This window comes from Natrinema sp. SYSU A 869 (assembly GCF_019879105.1).
In the GTDB taxonomy this organism is placed as follows: domain Archaea; phylum Halobacteriota; class Halobacteria; order Halobacteriales; family Natrialbaceae; genus Natrinema.
In genome coordinates, this window is the sequence record NZ_CP082249.1 from 1,315,826 (window position 1) to 1,332,590 (window position 16,765).

13 protein-coding genes are annotated in these 16,765 nt (G+C 64.5%); 8 read left to right on the forward strand and 5 right to left on the reverse strand.

Features of this window, described 5'->3' with window-relative positions; all coding sequences use genetic code 11:
- Positions 1-23: 23 nt before the first annotated feature.
- From K6I40_RS14640 to K6I40_RS14665, 6 genes are all read left to right on the forward strand, one after another.
- A complete protein-coding gene (locus K6I40_RS14640; RefSeq protein WP_222919766.1) occupies positions 24-1,316 on the forward strand; it encodes a S1 family peptidase in 1,293 nt (430 codons plus the stop codon).
- A gap of 162 nt (positions 1,317-1,478) precedes the next feature.
- Entirely contained in the window at positions 1,479-2,924 is a 1,446-nt protein-coding gene (gene thiC, locus K6I40_RS14645) for a phosphomethylpyrimidine synthase ThiC (protein WP_222919767.1), read from the forward strand.
- A 90-nt stretch (positions 2,925-3,014) separates the two neighbouring features.
- On the forward strand, positions 3,015-4,355 hold the full coding sequence (locus K6I40_RS14650) for an alpha/beta hydrolase (RefSeq protein ID WP_222919768.1): 1,341 nt from the start codon (positions 3,015-3,017) through the stop codon (positions 4,353-4,355).
- Positions 4,356-4,425: 70 nt separating this feature from the next.
- Positions 4,426-5,325, forward strand: coding sequence for a PhzF family phenazine biosynthesis protein (locus K6I40_RS14655; protein ID WP_222919769.1), 900 nt, complete (start codon positions 4,426-4,428; stop codon positions 5,323-5,325).
- Positions 5,326-5,525: 200 nt separating this feature from the next.
- Positions 5,526-7,874 carry a phosphoenolpyruvate synthase gene (ppsA, locus tag K6I40_RS14660; protein ID WP_222919770.1) on the forward strand — a complete coding sequence of 783 codons (2,349 nt, stop codon included), beginning with the start codon at positions 5,526-5,528 and terminating at the stop codon, positions 7,872-7,874.
- Between the two features lie 360 nt (positions 7,875-8,234).
- Complete coding sequence (locus tag K6I40_RS14665) at positions 8,235-8,870, forward strand: DUF456 domain-containing protein (protein WP_222919771.1); 636 nt, start codon at positions 8,235-8,237, stop codon at positions 8,868-8,870.
- 102 nt (positions 8,871-8,972) lie between these two features.
- Here K6I40_RS14665 and K6I40_RS14670 read toward each other — a convergent pair whose 3' ends face one another.
- Together K6I40_RS14670 and K6I40_RS14675 are read right to left on the reverse strand one after the other, a co-directional pair.
- Positions 8,973-9,632: a metalloregulator ArsR/SmtB family transcription factor gene (locus K6I40_RS14670; RefSeq protein WP_222919772.1), complete on the reverse strand. Its 660-nt coding sequence runs from the start codon at positions 9,630-9,632 to the stop codon at positions 8,973-8,975.
- Positions 9,633-9,718: 86 nt separating this feature from the next.
- Positions 9,719-10,963 carry a hypothetical protein gene (locus tag K6I40_RS14675; protein ID WP_222919773.1) on the reverse strand — a complete coding sequence of 415 codons (1,245 nt, stop codon included), beginning with the start codon at positions 10,961-10,963 and terminating at the stop codon, positions 9,719-9,721.
- Between the two features lie 398 nt (positions 10,964-11,361).
- Between K6I40_RS14675 and K6I40_RS14680 the strand changes: the two genes are divergently transcribed.
- A complete protein-coding gene (locus K6I40_RS14680; protein WP_222920378.1) occupies positions 11,362-11,754 on the forward strand; it encodes a DUF5802 family protein in 393 nt (130 codons plus the stop codon).
- 29 nt (positions 11,755-11,783) lie between these two features.
- Positions 11,784-12,716, forward strand: coding sequence for a Vms1/Ankzf1 family peptidyl-tRNA hydrolase (locus K6I40_RS14685; protein ID WP_222919774.1), 933 nt, complete (start codon positions 11,784-11,786; stop codon positions 12,714-12,716).
- 21 nt (positions 12,717-12,737) lie between these two features.
- Here K6I40_RS14685 and K6I40_RS14690 read toward each other — a convergent pair whose 3' ends face one another.
- From K6I40_RS14690 to K6I40_RS14700, 3 genes are all read right to left on the reverse strand, one after another.
- The gene (locus tag K6I40_RS14690) at positions 12,738-12,932 is read right to left on the reverse strand and encodes a hypothetical protein (protein ID WP_222919775.1); all 195 of its coding nucleotides are present in this window, start codon (positions 12,930-12,932) and stop codon (positions 12,738-12,740) included.
- Positions 12,933-13,333: 401 nt separating this feature from the next.
- Positions 13,334-15,478: an IucA/IucC family protein gene (locus tag K6I40_RS14695; protein ID WP_222919776.1), complete on the reverse strand. Its 2,145-nt coding sequence runs from the start codon at positions 15,476-15,478 to the stop codon at positions 13,334-13,336.
- Positions 15,479-15,600: 122 nt separating this feature from the next.
- Complete coding sequence (locus K6I40_RS14700; RefSeq protein ID WP_222919777.1) at positions 15,601-16,338, reverse strand: NAD(P)/FAD-dependent oxidoreductase; 738 nt, start codon at positions 16,336-16,338, stop codon at positions 15,601-15,603.
- Positions 16,339-16,765: the final 427 nt, after the last annotated feature.

A 16,765-nucleotide genomic window follows, 5' to 3' on the forward strand; every position in this document is an offset into this window, starting at 1 on the left:
AACATCCAACGTACTGACCGGATATGTCCTCCACACAAGCGTACGAGTACCTGCTCGAGTGCAAGAACGTGATCGGCGTCGACTACGACGAAGACGAAGATCGGGTCACGGTGTTCGTCTCGCAGAAGCGACCGCGAGACTGTCTCAATGACGAGGACGACATCGAAACGCGCGTGGCCGAGGCCGGCGATGACGTCGACGTCAGCGTCGTCGATTCGGGATACGACGAGAAACGGGAGGGGTTCGACGCGCTGTCGACCCTCGAGCCGATGCCCGAGGCCGCCGAGGACCGGCAGGGCCGCCACCGGCCCGTTCCCGCCGGCGTCAGTGAGATCAACGCGAACTCGACGGCCGGCACCGGCGGCCCGTATCCGGCTCGCGTCGAGGATGCGTCCGCCGGAACCGCGACCTGGGACGACGCCGTCGAGGCCGGTGATCTCGTTCGGCTGTCGAACAATCACGTCTACGCCCGCTCAAACGCGGCCGATTTCGGTGAACCGATTCTCCAGCCGTCACCAGTCGACGGTGGCGACGCCGACGACGAAGTGGGCGACATCGTCGGCTACGTCCCGATCGAGGACGGCAGCCTCGTCGACGCTGCCGCCCGCTCGGTCGATCCCGACCGGGAATCGGCGACGTACTTCGGGCTCGACGAGGACTGGCCGACCGGCGTGCGCCGCGAGGGGTACGATGACCTCCGCGGCTCGACTGTCACGAAGACGGGTCGGACGACGGGCGTCACGAGCGCCGTGATCGAAGCGACGAGCGCGAGCGTCCGCGTGGAGTACCCCGACCAGGGACCTGTCCTCCTCCGCGACCAGCTCGTCGCCGGCCCCATGTCCGAGCCCGGCGACAGCGGCTCGCCGGTCTTCCTCAAGGACGGAACACTCGTCGGACTGCTCTTCGCTGGTTCCTCTCGGCAGACGATCTGTAACCGAATCGGAAACGTCGAGCGCGAACTGGGCGTCGAGATACTCACCGCCGACCCGGGCAGCGACGAAACGGTACCGGTCTACAGGACGACGATGGACCACACGCTCGAGGTCGACCTCGACGAGCCGACGCTGGCCCTCGAGTCGGTCACCTTCGAGGACGAACTGCAGCCGGGCGAGACCGTCGACGTGTCCGCGACCGTCGCCGGCGACCCGGGCAGGTACTGGCTCGGAATCGACGACGACCGGGCGACCGTTTCGATCCCGGATGGTGACGGCTCGCGTGGACGAGCGACGGCGAGACTTCCCGTCTCGGTCCCCGCCGACTCGACCGGGACGCTGACCGTTCAGCTTCGAGGCGGCCCGGTCGCCGAACTGAAGTGAGCGCTCATAGCGGGGTCGCCCTACTCACCGCCACCGCTCACCGTCACCGATCGACGCGATAGAATCCGTTTTACGGCCACAAACTCCCTCGAGAGCGATTCGACTGTCCCCTCGAAGCACGAAGGTAGTTATTTATAACTCGATCATACAACCTAGTTATCGATGGCGCACACACAGATCCAGGCCGCCCGCGAGGGGACGGTGACACCCGAGATGGAACGCGTCGCCGAGCGAGAGAACCGCGATCCGGACGTCGTCCGCGAGCAGGTCGCCGAGGGACAGGCCGTCATTCCAGCAAACGTCAACCACGACGCGCTCGACGCGATGATCATCGGGCGAGAGTTCGCGACGAAGGTCAACGCCAACATCGGCAACAGCGAGACGACCAGTGACCTCGAGACGGAACTCGAGAAACTCCACACTGCGGTCCACTACGGTGCGGACACGGTGATGGATCTCGGTACCGGCAGCGATCTCGACGAGATCCGGGAGGCCCATGTCGAGCACTCGCCTGTGCCGTTGGGCACGGTGCCGCTGTACGAGGCTGTCAAGCAGGCCGGCAGTCCCGAGGACATCACGACAGATCTGCTGCTAGAGATCATCGAGAAGCAGGCGAAACAGGGCGTCGACTACATGACGATCCACGCGGGGATTCTTGCCGAACATCTGCCGTTGACCGACGGGCGGAAGACGGGGATCGTCTCGCGGGGCGGGTCGATCATGGCCAAGTGGATGGAAGAGAACGGCGAACAGAACCCGTTCTATCAGGTCTTCTCCGAGATCTGTGAAATCTTCGCCGAGCACGACGTCACCTTCAGCCTCGGAGACAGCCTCCGACCCGGCTGTCTGGCCGACGCCTGTGACGAGGCCCAGTACGCCGAACTCGATACCCTGGGCGAACTGACCCGCGTCGGCTGGGACCACGGCGTGCAGGTGATGGTCGAGGGGCCGGGCCACGTCCCGATGCACAAGGTCGCGGAGAACGTCGAGCGCCAGCAGGAGGTCTGCGACGGCGCGCCGTTCTACGTCCTCGGGCCGTTGGTGACCGACATCGCGCCGGGCTACGACCACATCACCAGCGCCATCGGTGCCGCGATGGCGGCCCAGGCCGGCGCGGCGATGCTGTGTTACGTCACCCCGAAGGAACACCTCGGCCTCCCCGAGGAGGAAGACGTCCGCGACGGGCTCGCGGCCTACCGGATCGCCGCCCACGCCGGCGACGTGGGCAATGAACGCCCCGGCGCACGCGACTGGGATGATGCGCTCTCGGAAGCGCGCTACGAGTTCGACTGGCGCGAACAGTTCGATCTCGCGCTCGATCCCGACCGCGCCCGTTCGTTCCACGACCAGACTCTGCCCGGAGACAACTACAAGGAGGCCCGGTTCTGCTCGATGTGCGGGGCCGAATTCTGCTCGATGCGGATCGATCAGGATGCACGCGAGGACGGCGAGATGGAAGCGATCGAGGGCGAGGAACGCACCGACCTCGAGTCCTCGCCGGCCGCGGAGGTCAACCGGCCGCCTGTGGGAACGCACCAGTCGGGCGAGTTACCGCCGATGGCTGATCACGAGGGCGGCGACCCACTCGAGGAACCGGGAGATGACTGAGACCTGAGCCACGATACATATAGCGATCGAATACAGTCACAGAGAAACGACCTCATCTTTATCCGACAGACCGTGGTCGGTTCGGTATTGATGGCACCCCGACGACGGACCGTACTGGCGGCTGTATCGGCGGCAACGGCGTCGGCAGCGGCCGGCTGTACCGATATGCTCGCCAACATAACGGGAGACGAAAGTGATCCGGAGGACCAGCGCGACGCGACAACGGCGTTCATCGAGGACCTCGCGAACGATCAGTTCGACGCGGCCAGCGATCGATTCGTCGCGGACGAACGAGAGCGACGCGGCGACCCCGGCCGTCTCGAGCGGTTCTGGATGGGGTACGGCGCGGTCAGTGGGAGTTTCGAGAAGATCGTCGATACGGCCACGAGAACTGGAAATAACGCTACCGCGGTCGACGTGACGCTCTCATTTGCCCGCGGCGAACACGACTGTCGCGTCGTCATCGACAGGCAGTCGCGACTCGTCGACTGCGGCGTCGCCGACGAGTACGAACGGCCGGCGTACGTCGACTCGAGCGCGGTCGCCACCGAGGACGTCACCCTCGCGGTCGAGGGCTGTTCGCTCTCCGGCACCGTCACGACGCCCGCGGACGATGGCGGCGACGCTCCCGCGGTCGTCCTCGTCCACGACTCCGGGCCAGTGACCCAGGATACCGCCCGCGGCGGGACGCAGGCGTTTACGGATCTAGCCGAGGGACTCGCGACGCAAGGCATCGCGACTCTCAGGTATGATAAGCGATTGCCCGCATGTGAGGTCTCCCCCGGCGAATACACGCTCGATGGCGTCACCGTCGACGACGCACTGGTCGCGATCGAGGAGCTTCGGGGGGCCGAGGGCGTCGATTCGGATCGGATCGTCGTCGTCGGCCACGGCCTCGGCGGCCGAGCGGCACCGAGAATCGCCGCTCGAGACGGCGATCTCGCGGGCGTCGTCGGTCTCGCCGCGCCGGCGCGTCCGTTTCACGAACTGACCCTCGCACAACTCGAGCACAAGGTATCCATCGGCGACCACGAGTGGGCGGACCTGGTGAACGTCTACGAGACATGGACTGACGAGATCGAATCGATTCGATCGGACGAATACGATGCGGACGAAACGCTTCTGAACAAGCCCGGCGCGTTCTGGGACAGTCTCGCGGCGTACGACCACCTCGAGACTGTGACGGAACTCGACGCGCCGCTCTTGTTCCTGCAGGGGACTCGCGACTTTCAGGTTAGCGTCGCTGACGACCTCGAGCAGTGGCAGTCCGAACTCGAGGGGCGGTCAGACACGACATTCGACACCTACGACGGGCTCAACCACCTGTTCATGCCGGGCAAGGGGCCGTCGGTGGAGTTCGCGTACGCCGTCCAAAACAACGTCGCCGCGGACGTCGTCGACGATCTCACTGGCTGGATCGACGAGCTCTGATGATGTGGTCGAGGTCTGTGACGCGCGACACGACCGAGGATTCATACACCGGTCGCCCGACCCACGTCGTATGGAGACGACTCGAATCTTACAGGTCGACGCGTTCACTGACGAACCACACACGGGGAACCCGGCGGGCGTCGTCCCGGACGCGGACGGTCTCTCGGCCGATCAGATGCAGGCGATCGCCGCCGAGATGGCCGTCAGCGAAACCGCTTTTCTCCGATCGAGCGAGACCGCTGACCATCGAATCCGCTACTTCACCCCGACACAGGAGGTCGACCTCTGTGGCCACGCGACGATCGGAACCTTCGCCCACCTCCGCGACGAGGGCCTCGAGCCCGGTACGACGACCCTCGAGACGAACGTCGGGACGCTCGAGATCGAGGTCGAGGAAGACGGCACGGTCTGGATGACACAGGACGAGCCGACGATTCGCGAGGTCGACATCGGCTATGACCGCGTGGCCGACGCGCTCGGCGTCGATCGGGCTGCGCTCAAGGGAGCGAGCGACGATATTCCGCTCGCGGTGGCCTCGACCGGCCTTCCGTTCCTGATCACCCCGATCACGTATCTCTCGGACGTCGGCGACGCCGAACCCGATATGGACGCAGTTGACGCGCTCACCGACAATGTCGACGCGACGGGCGTCTATCTCTTCACGTTCGATGCGCTCGAAGCCGAGTCGACGGTCCACGGACGGATGTTCGCGCCGGGGGCCGGCGTCCCGGAGGACCCCGTCACCGGCACCGCGAGCGGGGCCGTCAGCGCGTATCTCGATCGCTTCGGCGCGTTCGACGACGACTTGCCCGAGGAACTCCGACTCGAGCAGGGCCACTACATCGACCGGCCGGGGATCGTTCGCGCTCGCCTCGACGACGCGGTCCAGGTCGGCGGCCGCGGCGTGACCGTCCTCGACGGGTCGATCGTCGTTCCTGAGACCGACGAGGACGAAATCCTCGAGGCCTGACCGCGCGGTCGTCGTCGGAAAGAGAGTGGATCCCGCCGACCGCCACCATCAGCACGAGACCTCCGTTCAGTTAGTACGCGAATAGTTCGACTGGAGACTGTCACTCCACAGTCGGCACGATATTTACTCATGTCCGAGTTTCGACTGGGAGAGCCCGTTCGCAACCTTCTTTATTCGTTCCAGTGACGGACTCAATAGCAATGGCTGTACTCTGGCTGGACGAGATCAGTGCCGGCGACCTCGAGACGGTCGGCGGTAAAGGTGCCTCCCTGGGCGAGCTGACGGGCGCGGGGCTGCCCGTCCCACCGGGATTCGTCGTAACCGCCGGGACCTATCGATCGTTTATCGAAGAGGCTGAAATCGACGAGGAGCTGTTCGCGGCCGTCGACGTCGATGTCGACGACTCGGCTGCGCTGGCCGACGCCGCGGACCGCGCACAAGAACTCATCCTCGAGACGCCGTTCCCCGACGAGCTTCGGGCGGAGATCCTCGAGAGCTACGGCGAGGTCGGCAACGGTGAGGCGTTCGTCGCCGTTCGATCCTCGGCGACGGCCGAGGACCTGCCCGACGCCTCCTTCGCGGGCCAACAGGAGACGTTCCTCAACGTCACCGAGGAAAACCTGCTCGACCGCGTTCGGGAGTGTTGGGCCTCGCTGTTTACCCAGCGGGCGATCTACTACCGCCAGGAGCAGGGGTTCGATCACTCGGCGGTCAACATCGCGGTCGTCGTCCAGCAGATGGTCGACGCCGAGAAGTCAGGTGTAATGTTCACGAGCCACCCCTCGACGGGCGATCCCACGATGATCATCGAGGCCGCATGGGGACTAGGCGAAGCCGTCGTCTCCGGTGCCGTCTCGCCGGATAACTACGTCATCGATCGCGAGGACCGCTCGATGGACGTGACCGTCGCCGAGAAGAAGGTGATGCACGAGAAAGACGAGGCGACCGGCCAGACCGTCGAGCGCGAGGTCCCCGAAGACAAGCGCAACGCACGGGTCATCTCCGACGACGAGATCGACGATCTCATGGACCTCGGCGAGCGCGTCGAGGACCACTACGACGAACCGCAGGACGTCGAGTGGGCCATCGTCGATGGTGATGTCTACATGCTCCAGTCCCGGCCGATCACGACGATCGACGAGGGCACCGACGATGCCACGGACGCCACCGGCACCGTTGACGCCACAAAGGGCCTAACTGACGGCAGCGGAAGCGTCCAGACCGCCGAAGGCGGCAGTAGCAGCGCCGATACTGACTCGAGTGGGTCGGGCACCGGGGACGTCATCGTCGACGGCCTGGGCTCGAGCCCGGGGACGGTCAGCGGCCCTGCGAAGATCGTCACCAAGCTCGATGACCTGGCCAAGGTCAGTGAGGGAGACATCATCGTTACCGAGATGACGATGCCCGACATGGTGCCCGCGATGAAGCGGGCCTCGGGGATCATCACCGATGAGGGCGGCATGACCAGCCACGCCGCCATCGTCTCCCGCGAACTGGGCGTCCCCGCCATCGTCGGCACGACCAACGCCACGACCGTCTTGGAGGACGGCCAGGTCGTCACGCTCGACGGCGACAAGGGCTCCGTCCTTGAGGGGAGCGAAGTCGAGCCAGAAGAGGAGACCGAACCTGTCGAGGAGGTCCGACCGCAGTCGCCGGTCAAGCCGATGACCGCGACGGAAGTCAAGGTCAACGTCTCCATTCCCGAAGCCGCCGAACGCGCGGCCGCGACGGGTGCCGACGGCGTTGGCCTGCTCCGGACCGAGCACATGATCCTCTCGCTGAACCAGACGCCAGAGAAGTTCATCGAGGAAAACGGCGTGGACGACTACATCACGGAACTCGTCGAGGGCATCCGCGGCGTCGCCGACGAGTTCTACCCGCGGCCCGTTCGCGTCCGCACCCTCGACGCCCCGAGCGACGAGTTCCGCCAGCTCGAGGGCGGCGAAAACGAACCCGAGGAGCACAACCCGATGCTCGGCTACCGAGGGATCCGCCGCTCGCTCGATCGCACTGACGTTTTCGCCCACGAACTCGAGGCGTTCCACCGGCTCTACGAGATGGGCTACGACAACGTCGAGATCATGTTCCCGCTGGTCAACGATGCCGAGGACATCTATCAGGCCAAAGAGTGCATGAAAGAGGCGGGCATCGACCCCGAGAAGCGAAAGTGGGGGGCGATGATCGAGACGCCGGCCTCGGCGCTGTCGGTCGAGGAAATGGCCAAAGCGGGCATCGACTTCGCCTCCTTCGGGACCAACGACCTGACCCAGTACACGCTCGCGGTCGACCGCAACAACGAGCACGTCGCCGACCGCTTCGACGAACTCCACCCCGCCGTTCTGCGTCTGATCGGTGACGTCATCGAAACCTGCCGCGAACACGACGTCGACACGAGTATCTGCGGACAGGCCGGCTCCAAACCCGAGATGGTCCAGTTCCTCGCCAAGGAAGGGATCACGTCGATCTCGGCGAACATCGACGCCGTCCGCGACGTCCAACACGAGGTCAAACGCGTCGAGCAGAAGCTCCTCCTCGACTCGGTCAGATAACCCGCCCCGTCGCATTTTCTGCATCGTCCGTCAGTCGGCTCGAGCGGTGCGTTTCGGGAGAAAATCGAACCGACAGCCCGTCACCACGGTCAGCCTGACCGGCGGCGACGCGAGAGACGACCCCGACAGCGACTGCACGGATCACGAACCCGAACGGGCACAAGCGTCCGTCATCAGCGTCGGCTACTCGGACTGGGGCTCGAGGTTCGATGAGCACGGAGACGAATACGGCGATTCCGATGGTACACTGCCCGAACGCGGCAGTTGCGGTCTAGATCACACTCTCGGCGGAACGCCGACTGCCCGCTCCCCTGCGGCCGCGGGGAAAGGCCCATGGTGCAGGCTGACCTCAGTTAACATATGAGTGACCGCTCGGACGAGGTGACCGAGAGCCGGGACCGAGACCCTCCCGCCACTGATGACCTCTTAGAGGAGACGGACCACCTACTCTCTGAATCGGGTGCCGACGTCGGCGACGCCTCGCCCGAGTCCGCTGGCTCATCCGATCCGTCCGTCGATGCCGATCCTCTGGATGCTCCGACCGGCCTCGATCGTGGACCCACCGGCACGGCCGCCGACGAACCGGCCGACCGGTCCGAGAGCGATTCATCGCGCTCGTGGCTCTCCCCGCTTACCTCACGGCTCTCGCTCGGGCGATATTTCTCGCCGAAAGGCTACATTGCGCTCGTGGGTGTGCTCAGCGCCGGCTTACTGGCCGGCGAGACCGCGCTGCCGTTCGCTGGTCGCATGATCGGCATGTTCGCCGTCGCCTTCACGGTCGGGCTCCTCACCTCGAAGCGGCGTTACCTCGAGATGGGCGTCGCCGGCGTCTCGGTCGGCGGCGTCGCGGCGGTTCTCACCAACGTCGTCATCGCCGCCGTCGGCTCCGGGCAAACGCTGATTGCCGTCGGCGCGACCGTTGGCCTCCTCGCGTCCGTCGTGGGCTACTACTTCGGTCGCGATCTCCGCGCCGGGCTCTCACAGGACATCGACTGATACGGTCTACTGTCAGTCGTTGCCGGCGCAACCCCGTCCGCTCTGGGGTTGCGCCGGTAAATCGTTACAGTAATCCGTATGAGCCGTGTTGCGCCGTCAGCCTCACGCGTTCGTCGTCAGTTCCCAGCCGCGCTCGGTCCGACGCACGACTCCGTTGTCGGCCATTACCTCGAGCAACTCGGCGACGACCTCGCGGGGCGCGTCGATATCCTCGCTGAGTTTGCCGACCGATTTCGGCTCGGCACGGACGCTCGCGAGCAAGTCGGCGTAGATCCGGCTCTCCGGGCCAGCACCGACGGTATCGGAAATATCATCGAGCACGTCACAGAGCCGCCCCTGAACCCATCGCTGGGCCAGCGAGAGTTCGTTCTCGAGCCGTTCGAGATCTTCTAAGGCGATAAGCAGGTCGTTGAGATCGTCGGTGTCGTCCCAGGAGACATCGAGCGAGAGGTGTCGACAGGTCGTGATATCGAATGTGTTGTTCGCCGGATAGGCGCTCTTGCTCGCAAAGCCATAGGGTGAGACGGTCACCTCGAGACGGACGTTCCGGGCGATATGGAAGTATTTTCGCCGCTGGTCGTCGACACGGCTCTCGATCAGCCCCGCCTCCTCGAGTTTCCGGAGGTGTTCGATAACAGCCTTGGGACTCACGCCGAGGTATTCCGAGATTTCGGTCACGTAACAGGGTTTGCGGGCGAGCAACCGAAGGATCCGTCTTCGGTTTTCGTTCCCGAGTAAATCCAACAACGCGGCGGAGTCCATCGAGAGAGGGTTAGTGATCACCGCTGAAAAGCGTGTCTGCTTACTGTACTCGCGGAAGAGCCGGTCCGATCGAGCCGTCTCCGGGACTAGCGGCCGGTATCGTTCCCACTGCCCGTGTCCGCTCCCGGCCCATTGTCCGCCGAATCGTCGTTCCGTGAACCGGAGTCAGACGGCGGTCCCGTTGATCGCTCGTCGTCTGCATTGCCGGCGGAGTTCCCGTTCCCGGTTTCGGCTTCCTCGCTGTCCTCGGAGCCGCTATCGTTTCCTACTCCCTGGTTGCTCTCGGAGCCGCTATCGGTTCCGCTTTTCTCGCTGTTCTCGGAGTTCTTTTCGTTGTCTCCGCCCTCGTTGTTCTCAGATCCGCTATCGTCTCCGTTCTGCTCGCTGTTTTCGGCCCCGTTCTCGTTTCTGGGTTTCTCACTGCTCGCAGAGCCAGTACTGTCATCGCCCGTCTCGCTGTTCTCGGCTCCATTTCCGTTCCCGTTGTCACCTCCCTCGTCGTCCCCGGATTTGTTACGGTTATCTGCACCTTCAGTGTTCTCGGGCCCGTTCCCATTTCCTGTACTCCCGCTATTTCTCGTGCTCTCGCTATTTCCGGGTGCGCCGCCACTAGCGTCACCGTTGCCTGTTGCTTCGTTATTTCCGGGACCAGTAGCGTTTCTTGCACTCTCGCTATTTCCGGGTGTACTATCGCCGCTCGAGTCCCCCTTATCGGCGGATGGACCGCGGTCGTCGGGCGGCCCTGCTCCGACTCCGGGTGAACCGTTCGACTTGGACAGTCCTCGAGCGACCGCGGCGACGTCCGGCCCGGCCTGTTCCGAGACGCTTTGCCGGATCTTCGTCGCGTTCTCCCGAAGCGTCGCGAGTTCGGTCTCGTTGAGACTGCTGTCGTCAACGGTGCTATTTGTTCGCTCGACCGACCGCTCGAGACTGGCTATTTCGACGGTTAATTTCGCCATTCGGGACCGATAGACACCGTGTGAAAGGTCCTCCTGTTGGTCCTGGAGCTCGGCGCGTTCGGCCTCAATGGCGTTCAACTGTGCGTCGAGTTCGGCCGTCCGATCACCGACGAGAGCCGCCTGGCTCTCGTTGTCCGCGGTTTCATACGCCGCTTCGAACATTCCGCTTTCGACCGTTTCCTCCGTATCAGCCGCCGTCGCTTGCATCAGCGTTCCGACGGACACGTTTGTCGTTGCCGTCTCGGAGTGGTCGGATTGGGACGCATGGCTGGCCGCCAACGAACTCATGGCGGTACCGCTCGCAAGCGGTGCGACCGTAAGTCCGACAACGGTGATGGCCACGAGGAGAGCGACCGACCGAGTGGTTGTCATCAGCTTTGTTGTTGTCCAGAACATACTAAAAAGACGGACCTTCGTTCGAATCGTTTACTCCGTTCGGTGAGCAGGCCAGAGACGTTTTGAGCGTTCAAGGCGGCAGTAGTTCCCGTAACTCGGCCGGTTCAATGGGATACTTCGAACCTCAAGTCGGACGACCGTTGCTCACCATTCGAACCGTTTCATGCAGTCGAGAACGAATCAATAACGCACTACGAACCGTATAAACAGAACGCGAAACCGTCCGAGGGACAACTGTCCGACAGCTCGACACCGTGTACTTGGATTCCACGACCCGTGATCGATACCGGGGCTCGAGAGATCGGTCTGATAGCGCGACTGTTTAAACGTATTCGCAAACAGTTATGTCGATTCGGACCATGGTATTAATTAGCATGTTCGAGGTGTTTTCCCGAAGCTATTATCTCGGACGTCTCTACGTGACCCCTACCGATGGGGAGCACGCACTCATGCACAGCGAGCAACACGAGCGGATCAACGAGGAAGTGTATGCGACCGGTGACGGACTCGAGCGCCTCGACACTCCGCTGGTGATGAAATTCGAGTCCCGGCACTTCCCGGTCCACGGGGCAGCGGATGTCCCGACGAACACGCTCGCGTTGCCCCAATCGATGCTCGAGGGGACCGACGTTCGGAACCCGCCCTCGCTCCGGGAGGTGTTTCTCGCCCGACGGGAACGGGCCCAGCAGTTGCTCGAACTCGCCGGCGGCCGGCTGGCATCGGTCGACGGCAACCCGATCGACGATCTGCGAAACGCCGGAACCTAGAAGTAGGCTCGCTTCCCGGTTTCGGCCGGATGCTCGACGAGTTGCTTGGCCGCGCATCGCTCAAGAACCGAATCGACGAACTCGAGGACGAAAACGAGCGGTTACGGAAGCGGTACGAGGCCGAATCCGAACGCCGGGCCGAAGCCGCCACCGCCAGACAGGACGCCGAAGAACGGATCAACCGGCTCGAGGATCGGATCGCCCAACTCGAGGGCGAACTCGAACGGGCCGATGAGGAGGAGACCGGGCTGACCGTCCGGCACCGCGACCAACTGCGGGGTACCCGTCTCGAGGCGGTGTTCGACCGCCTCGCGTCGTTTCGAACGGACCCCGAGGGTGCACTGACCGTCAGCGTGGACGACGACGGGATTACCGAGTCCGTGCGCGCGGAACTGGAACCAGTTCTCGGTGATCAGATCGCACTCGTCGAGGACGGTGCGCCCTGCCTATGTTGCATTGACGATGCCGGCCTGCTCGCCGTGACCCTCGAGCCGCCGGCCGTCCCCACTCTCGACGTGACCTGGCGCGATCGGTTCGCCCTCGATCGCGAGTGGTTTCTGCCGACCGGCCGCCACGCGGTCGCGCTCGTCCGGACCGATCTGTTCGCCCTTGGCATCTACGAGGGCGACGAGCGCGTCGACTATCGCGGCTTCGAGAGCGACGTCAAGGGCAGCCACTCCAAGGGTGGCTTCTCCCAGGCCCGCTTCGAACGGATTCGGGACGGCCAGATCGACGATCACCTCGAGCGCTGCAGGGACGCCCTCGCCGCGTACGAACCGGATGGTGAGGCCGCCGACACGCCGCTCTACCTGGTCGGCCAGCGCGGCATCGTCGAGACGCTCGTCACGGAATCTGGGCTGGAGCCGACCGCGACGGCTGCCGTCGACGCGACCGGCGATCCGGAGCCGGCGCTCGAGGATGCCGTTCACTCGTTCTGGATGACGGAGCTGCGGGTACTGTGATACCCGGACCCCGACCGATCGTCAGTAACTGTCTCCGTCGGTAAAACAGCGACCGCATCGGATCACGTCGCCATCGCTGACGGCCTGCTCGACGGGAACCAGTCGGAGGTGCTCGTGTGCCACGTGCGACGTTGCTCCACAGGTCGTCTGAAAGTCGGACTGCCCGGATTCGTACTTGTGGATCTTGTCCGTCGTCTCGTTCAGGACACCGTTCATGCTATGCACTACCACAGTATCTGGCTATATAAGAGCATCGTCCGTTGCACAACGAGTACCTGATCGGTCTCGCGGTCGAACGGAACGGACGCGGAACGGGAACCGGATCGAAACCAAACCCGACTGTTTCCAGCGCTGAAACGATGCACCGTAGGCAGGCGATTCGCCACCATCGAACCGATTCCAACATGGTTTCATTTTCGAACGGCGAATTCTCGACCGAGTCTGTCTGACTTCGAAACCGTCACGTGCGAGCAGTGTGGTGACGATTTCGAGGCATATCCGGACGCCGAGACCGCGGAGCGAGGGATTCTGTCGTCCCATGTGTACCCTCGCGGCGAACTGATCGGCGACCGGTCTCGAACCCAGTATTTTCGGCTCGTCGAGCCGGCTCGCCTCGATTACCGCCTCGAGTCGGGACCGTCGATTTGCTGGCGACCCGCCTCGGAGAGCGGGTTCGAAACCTCGCTCGTCACGTACTCGTGGCGCTTGCCCCGCAGCCGCATCACGGTCAGTGCCTTGTGGACCGTCGGCTCCGCGAACAGCGCCCGTTCGTCCCGCCGGATCCGCGCTTCGGGGATGTCGCCGTCCGCTCGGAGCCGCTCGAAGGATCGCTCGCAGTGCTCGCGGATCCGCGCCCAACAGGCTCGCTCGTCGACGCCCAGTTCGTGACCGATCGTCGCGACGAGTTCCGCGAGGTGATTCTGGAAGAGTGCGTAGTACAGCTTCCAGTGGCAGTCCGCCTCGCCGTCGGCGTCCAGATCCGACTCCGGATACGGCTCGAGCGAGAAACTGCGTTCCGTAAGCCGGTCGCCGTGAACGCGAATCCCGCCGAGGTCACGAACCAGCGTCGCGATCGGGCGCGCGTCGTCAGCGTCGAAGACGATCAGACTGTTCTGGAGGTGGCTCTCGAGGGCGATCCCATAGGTACACAGCAGTCGAAGCTGGTCGGGGATGACGACGCCGGCGTACTCGGCAACGAACGCGAGCGCCGCGTCCGCGGTGCTCGTCGTGTCCCGGTTCTCCCCGTATTGATCGACGAGGTCACAGACCAGGGGCCGTCCCGAGGTCGGCGCGTCGGCGACGAGGCTCGCGGCCACCACCGGGTACGTCCCGTCCGTGGCGAGCGGGTGGGCCTCGGGCGGCGTCCGCACCAGTCCGGAGAGGTGGCGAGCGTCGTCGTACCCCTCGCCGCTGGGGTGGGGACCGCCGGGCGGGTGATAACACGTCGCCGCGGGCTCGGCCAGCAGTCCCAGCGTCTCGAGCGACTCCTGTTCCTCAATCCCTCGCACGATGTCGGTTACCTGCGGCCCGTTAGTCACGGCCTGTGGTGAGAGCGTCCGGACGACGTTCGTCGTCTGGACGGGGATCGCGAGCTTCCAGTGCGGGAGCGGGCCGTCGCCGGTTCGGTCGGTCCGATATGGAACTACCGTTCGGAGATTCAACTGTGGCGTCACCGAATGCGCGTACTCGGGGAGCGGAACGACGCGGTCGTCGGCACGCTGGCCGGCGTAACGGTCCGGAACTGTGCGATGGTACTGGAACGGATGGACGGGAACGACGGCGTACTCGTCAGTCGTGCGTCCGTCGGGGAGCGCAGACTCGAGCGCGCCCTCGAGCCCCGCGAACGTCGCGAGCAGCCGATCGGTCAGGCCCGCGGAATCGGTCGCTCGCGTCTCGAAGGCGTACTTGCGGTCGATCGCGACGAATCGGAGGTCGATTCGATCCGTGAACTCCGGCGCGTACGCGAGTCCGTCGCCGGGCGTCATCCCGCGCCGGATCTTGCCGCCGGGATGGAACGGGTGACCGTCGGTGACGATCCGCTCGAACGATGTAGCGGCGTTGGCGGCGGAAATTCTGGTAGCGACGGCCTCGAGCGGTGACTCCGATTCGGGGTCCGGTTCCGTCCGAGCGTGAACGGCCGCCGCGAGCCGTGCGAGCGCGAGATTGGCGACGCTCTCAGCCACCTCCGCTCGGATCCGCTCAGCCTGCTCGGCGTCACTGAACGCACCCTCACACTCGAGTAACGGGACGAGATCCACCGGATGCGAGACGGGATCGATAGCAGCCGAGACCGAGTCTGTCGTCTCGGCTGTCGACCACCGCTGGATCGCGCCGACCAGCCGGAATCGGTCGTAGCCATGTCTCGCGGCGATCCCGGCGATCAGGACGGAGCCGGATGCGGGCAGTGGAACGAGTGCGAGTTGCCGGCACTCGTCGGGGAACGATTCGAGAATCAACTGGAGGTGGTCTCCCTCGAGCGTCGAGAGCGGTTCGGGCTCGTCCGGGACCGTTGGAGCCGTCGACGATCCGAGGGCCACGAACCGGGTGTCGGGCAGTTCGGCTGGGTCGCCACGCACCACACCGTGGATGAATCGATGCAGGATGTCGCGGCGAGCCCTCTCGAGGGCCTCGAAATAGGCCGTCTCGGCCGGCGTCGCGAGATCGTGCGCTCGAGCGTATTGCGTCGCGACACCGAACGCGGCCCGTTCCGCGGCCGTAGCGAGTGATCCGCGACTCTCGTTCCGTCGATTCGTCCCGTTCATGGGTCAAAACAGCCAGTACGGGCTTCGGTACGCGCTGTGTTAACTCACGGGGGATGTGGGGGTGTGGGAGGGAGAGTACGACTGATGCGGATTCGAACGCCGTGAAAACGCCGGTGTCCCGGTCAGTCCCGGTCGACACTCGGATGCATCGTTGGCTCCTCGTCGAGTGGTTCGGCGAACGCCTCCCGGATCGTCTCCCGTGCCTGCTCGTCACGCTCCCGTCGTTCTTCGTTATCGATCTCCTCACAGCCCGGCGGCACGTCGCGATCGCGGCCGGTAAAGTAGCCCTCGGGGACAACCCAGTCCTGATAGAAGGGAACGTCGGCATCGTAGAGGACCGCGAGGGCAACTTTCGCACCGTGGCCGGCCGCAACGATCGCCTGATGCGGTTCGTCCGCGATCCGGCCCGCGGCGTAGACGCCGTCGACCGCCGTCCGCCCGCCCTCGTCGACGCTCACGAAGTGTTTGCTGCCCCGCTGCATCCGGCCGACGTCCAGCGGCTCGAGGTAGTCGCTGTTCGGCCACGAGGCGGCGATGACGCGACGCGCCTCGAGGGGCTCGCCGCCCTCGGTTTCGAGGACGAACCCCTCCTCGAGTGCTCCCTCAGTGACCGGTTCGGCGTGAGTCACGCGCCCGAGTTCGAACTCGGCACCCGCCGTTCGAGCCTGCTCGCGGGTCAACTGGAGGTGCCGGCGGGCGTCGACCCCGTCCGGGAACCCGGGGAAGTTCTCGAGGCTGGCGTTGCGCGCGAGGATGGACTCCCCGCCGTCGACGACGAGGGTATCCAGTCCTGCGCGAGCGGTAAAGATCGAGGCGGTGAGGCCGGCGACGCCCCCGCCGACGATGCAAACATCTCGCATGGCCCCCGGTTGACCGCCTCGAGTATAGAAGGTTGCCGTTCACCGCGTTCGCTCGAGGGGATACAGTCTCAGTTCGAAACCGTCAGCATCGAAGCAGTCCATGTCGTTCCGTGCAGCGGTGAATGGGACAGTGGGTTCTGAGTGGGATCAGTGAAAAAGTGTCCTGCTAGCGCGGCAACAGGGAATCGCCACGCCCTCCCCAGCCGATTTCTGCTCGCGGGCCGACGGCCCGCTCGCATGGTTCGCGGAACCTCCGGTTCCGGGCTAACGCTCAGTCACTTCGTTCCTTCGCTCATTCACAGGAAGACGCTTCGCGTCTTCCACGCCTGTGTTCACGAAGACCTCGCGCAGTGTTGTCGGCCGCTCTCACTCTCGTTCGGCCGGCCCGCTCACGGCTCGCTTCGCTCTCCGTTTGCTTCCGAGGCGC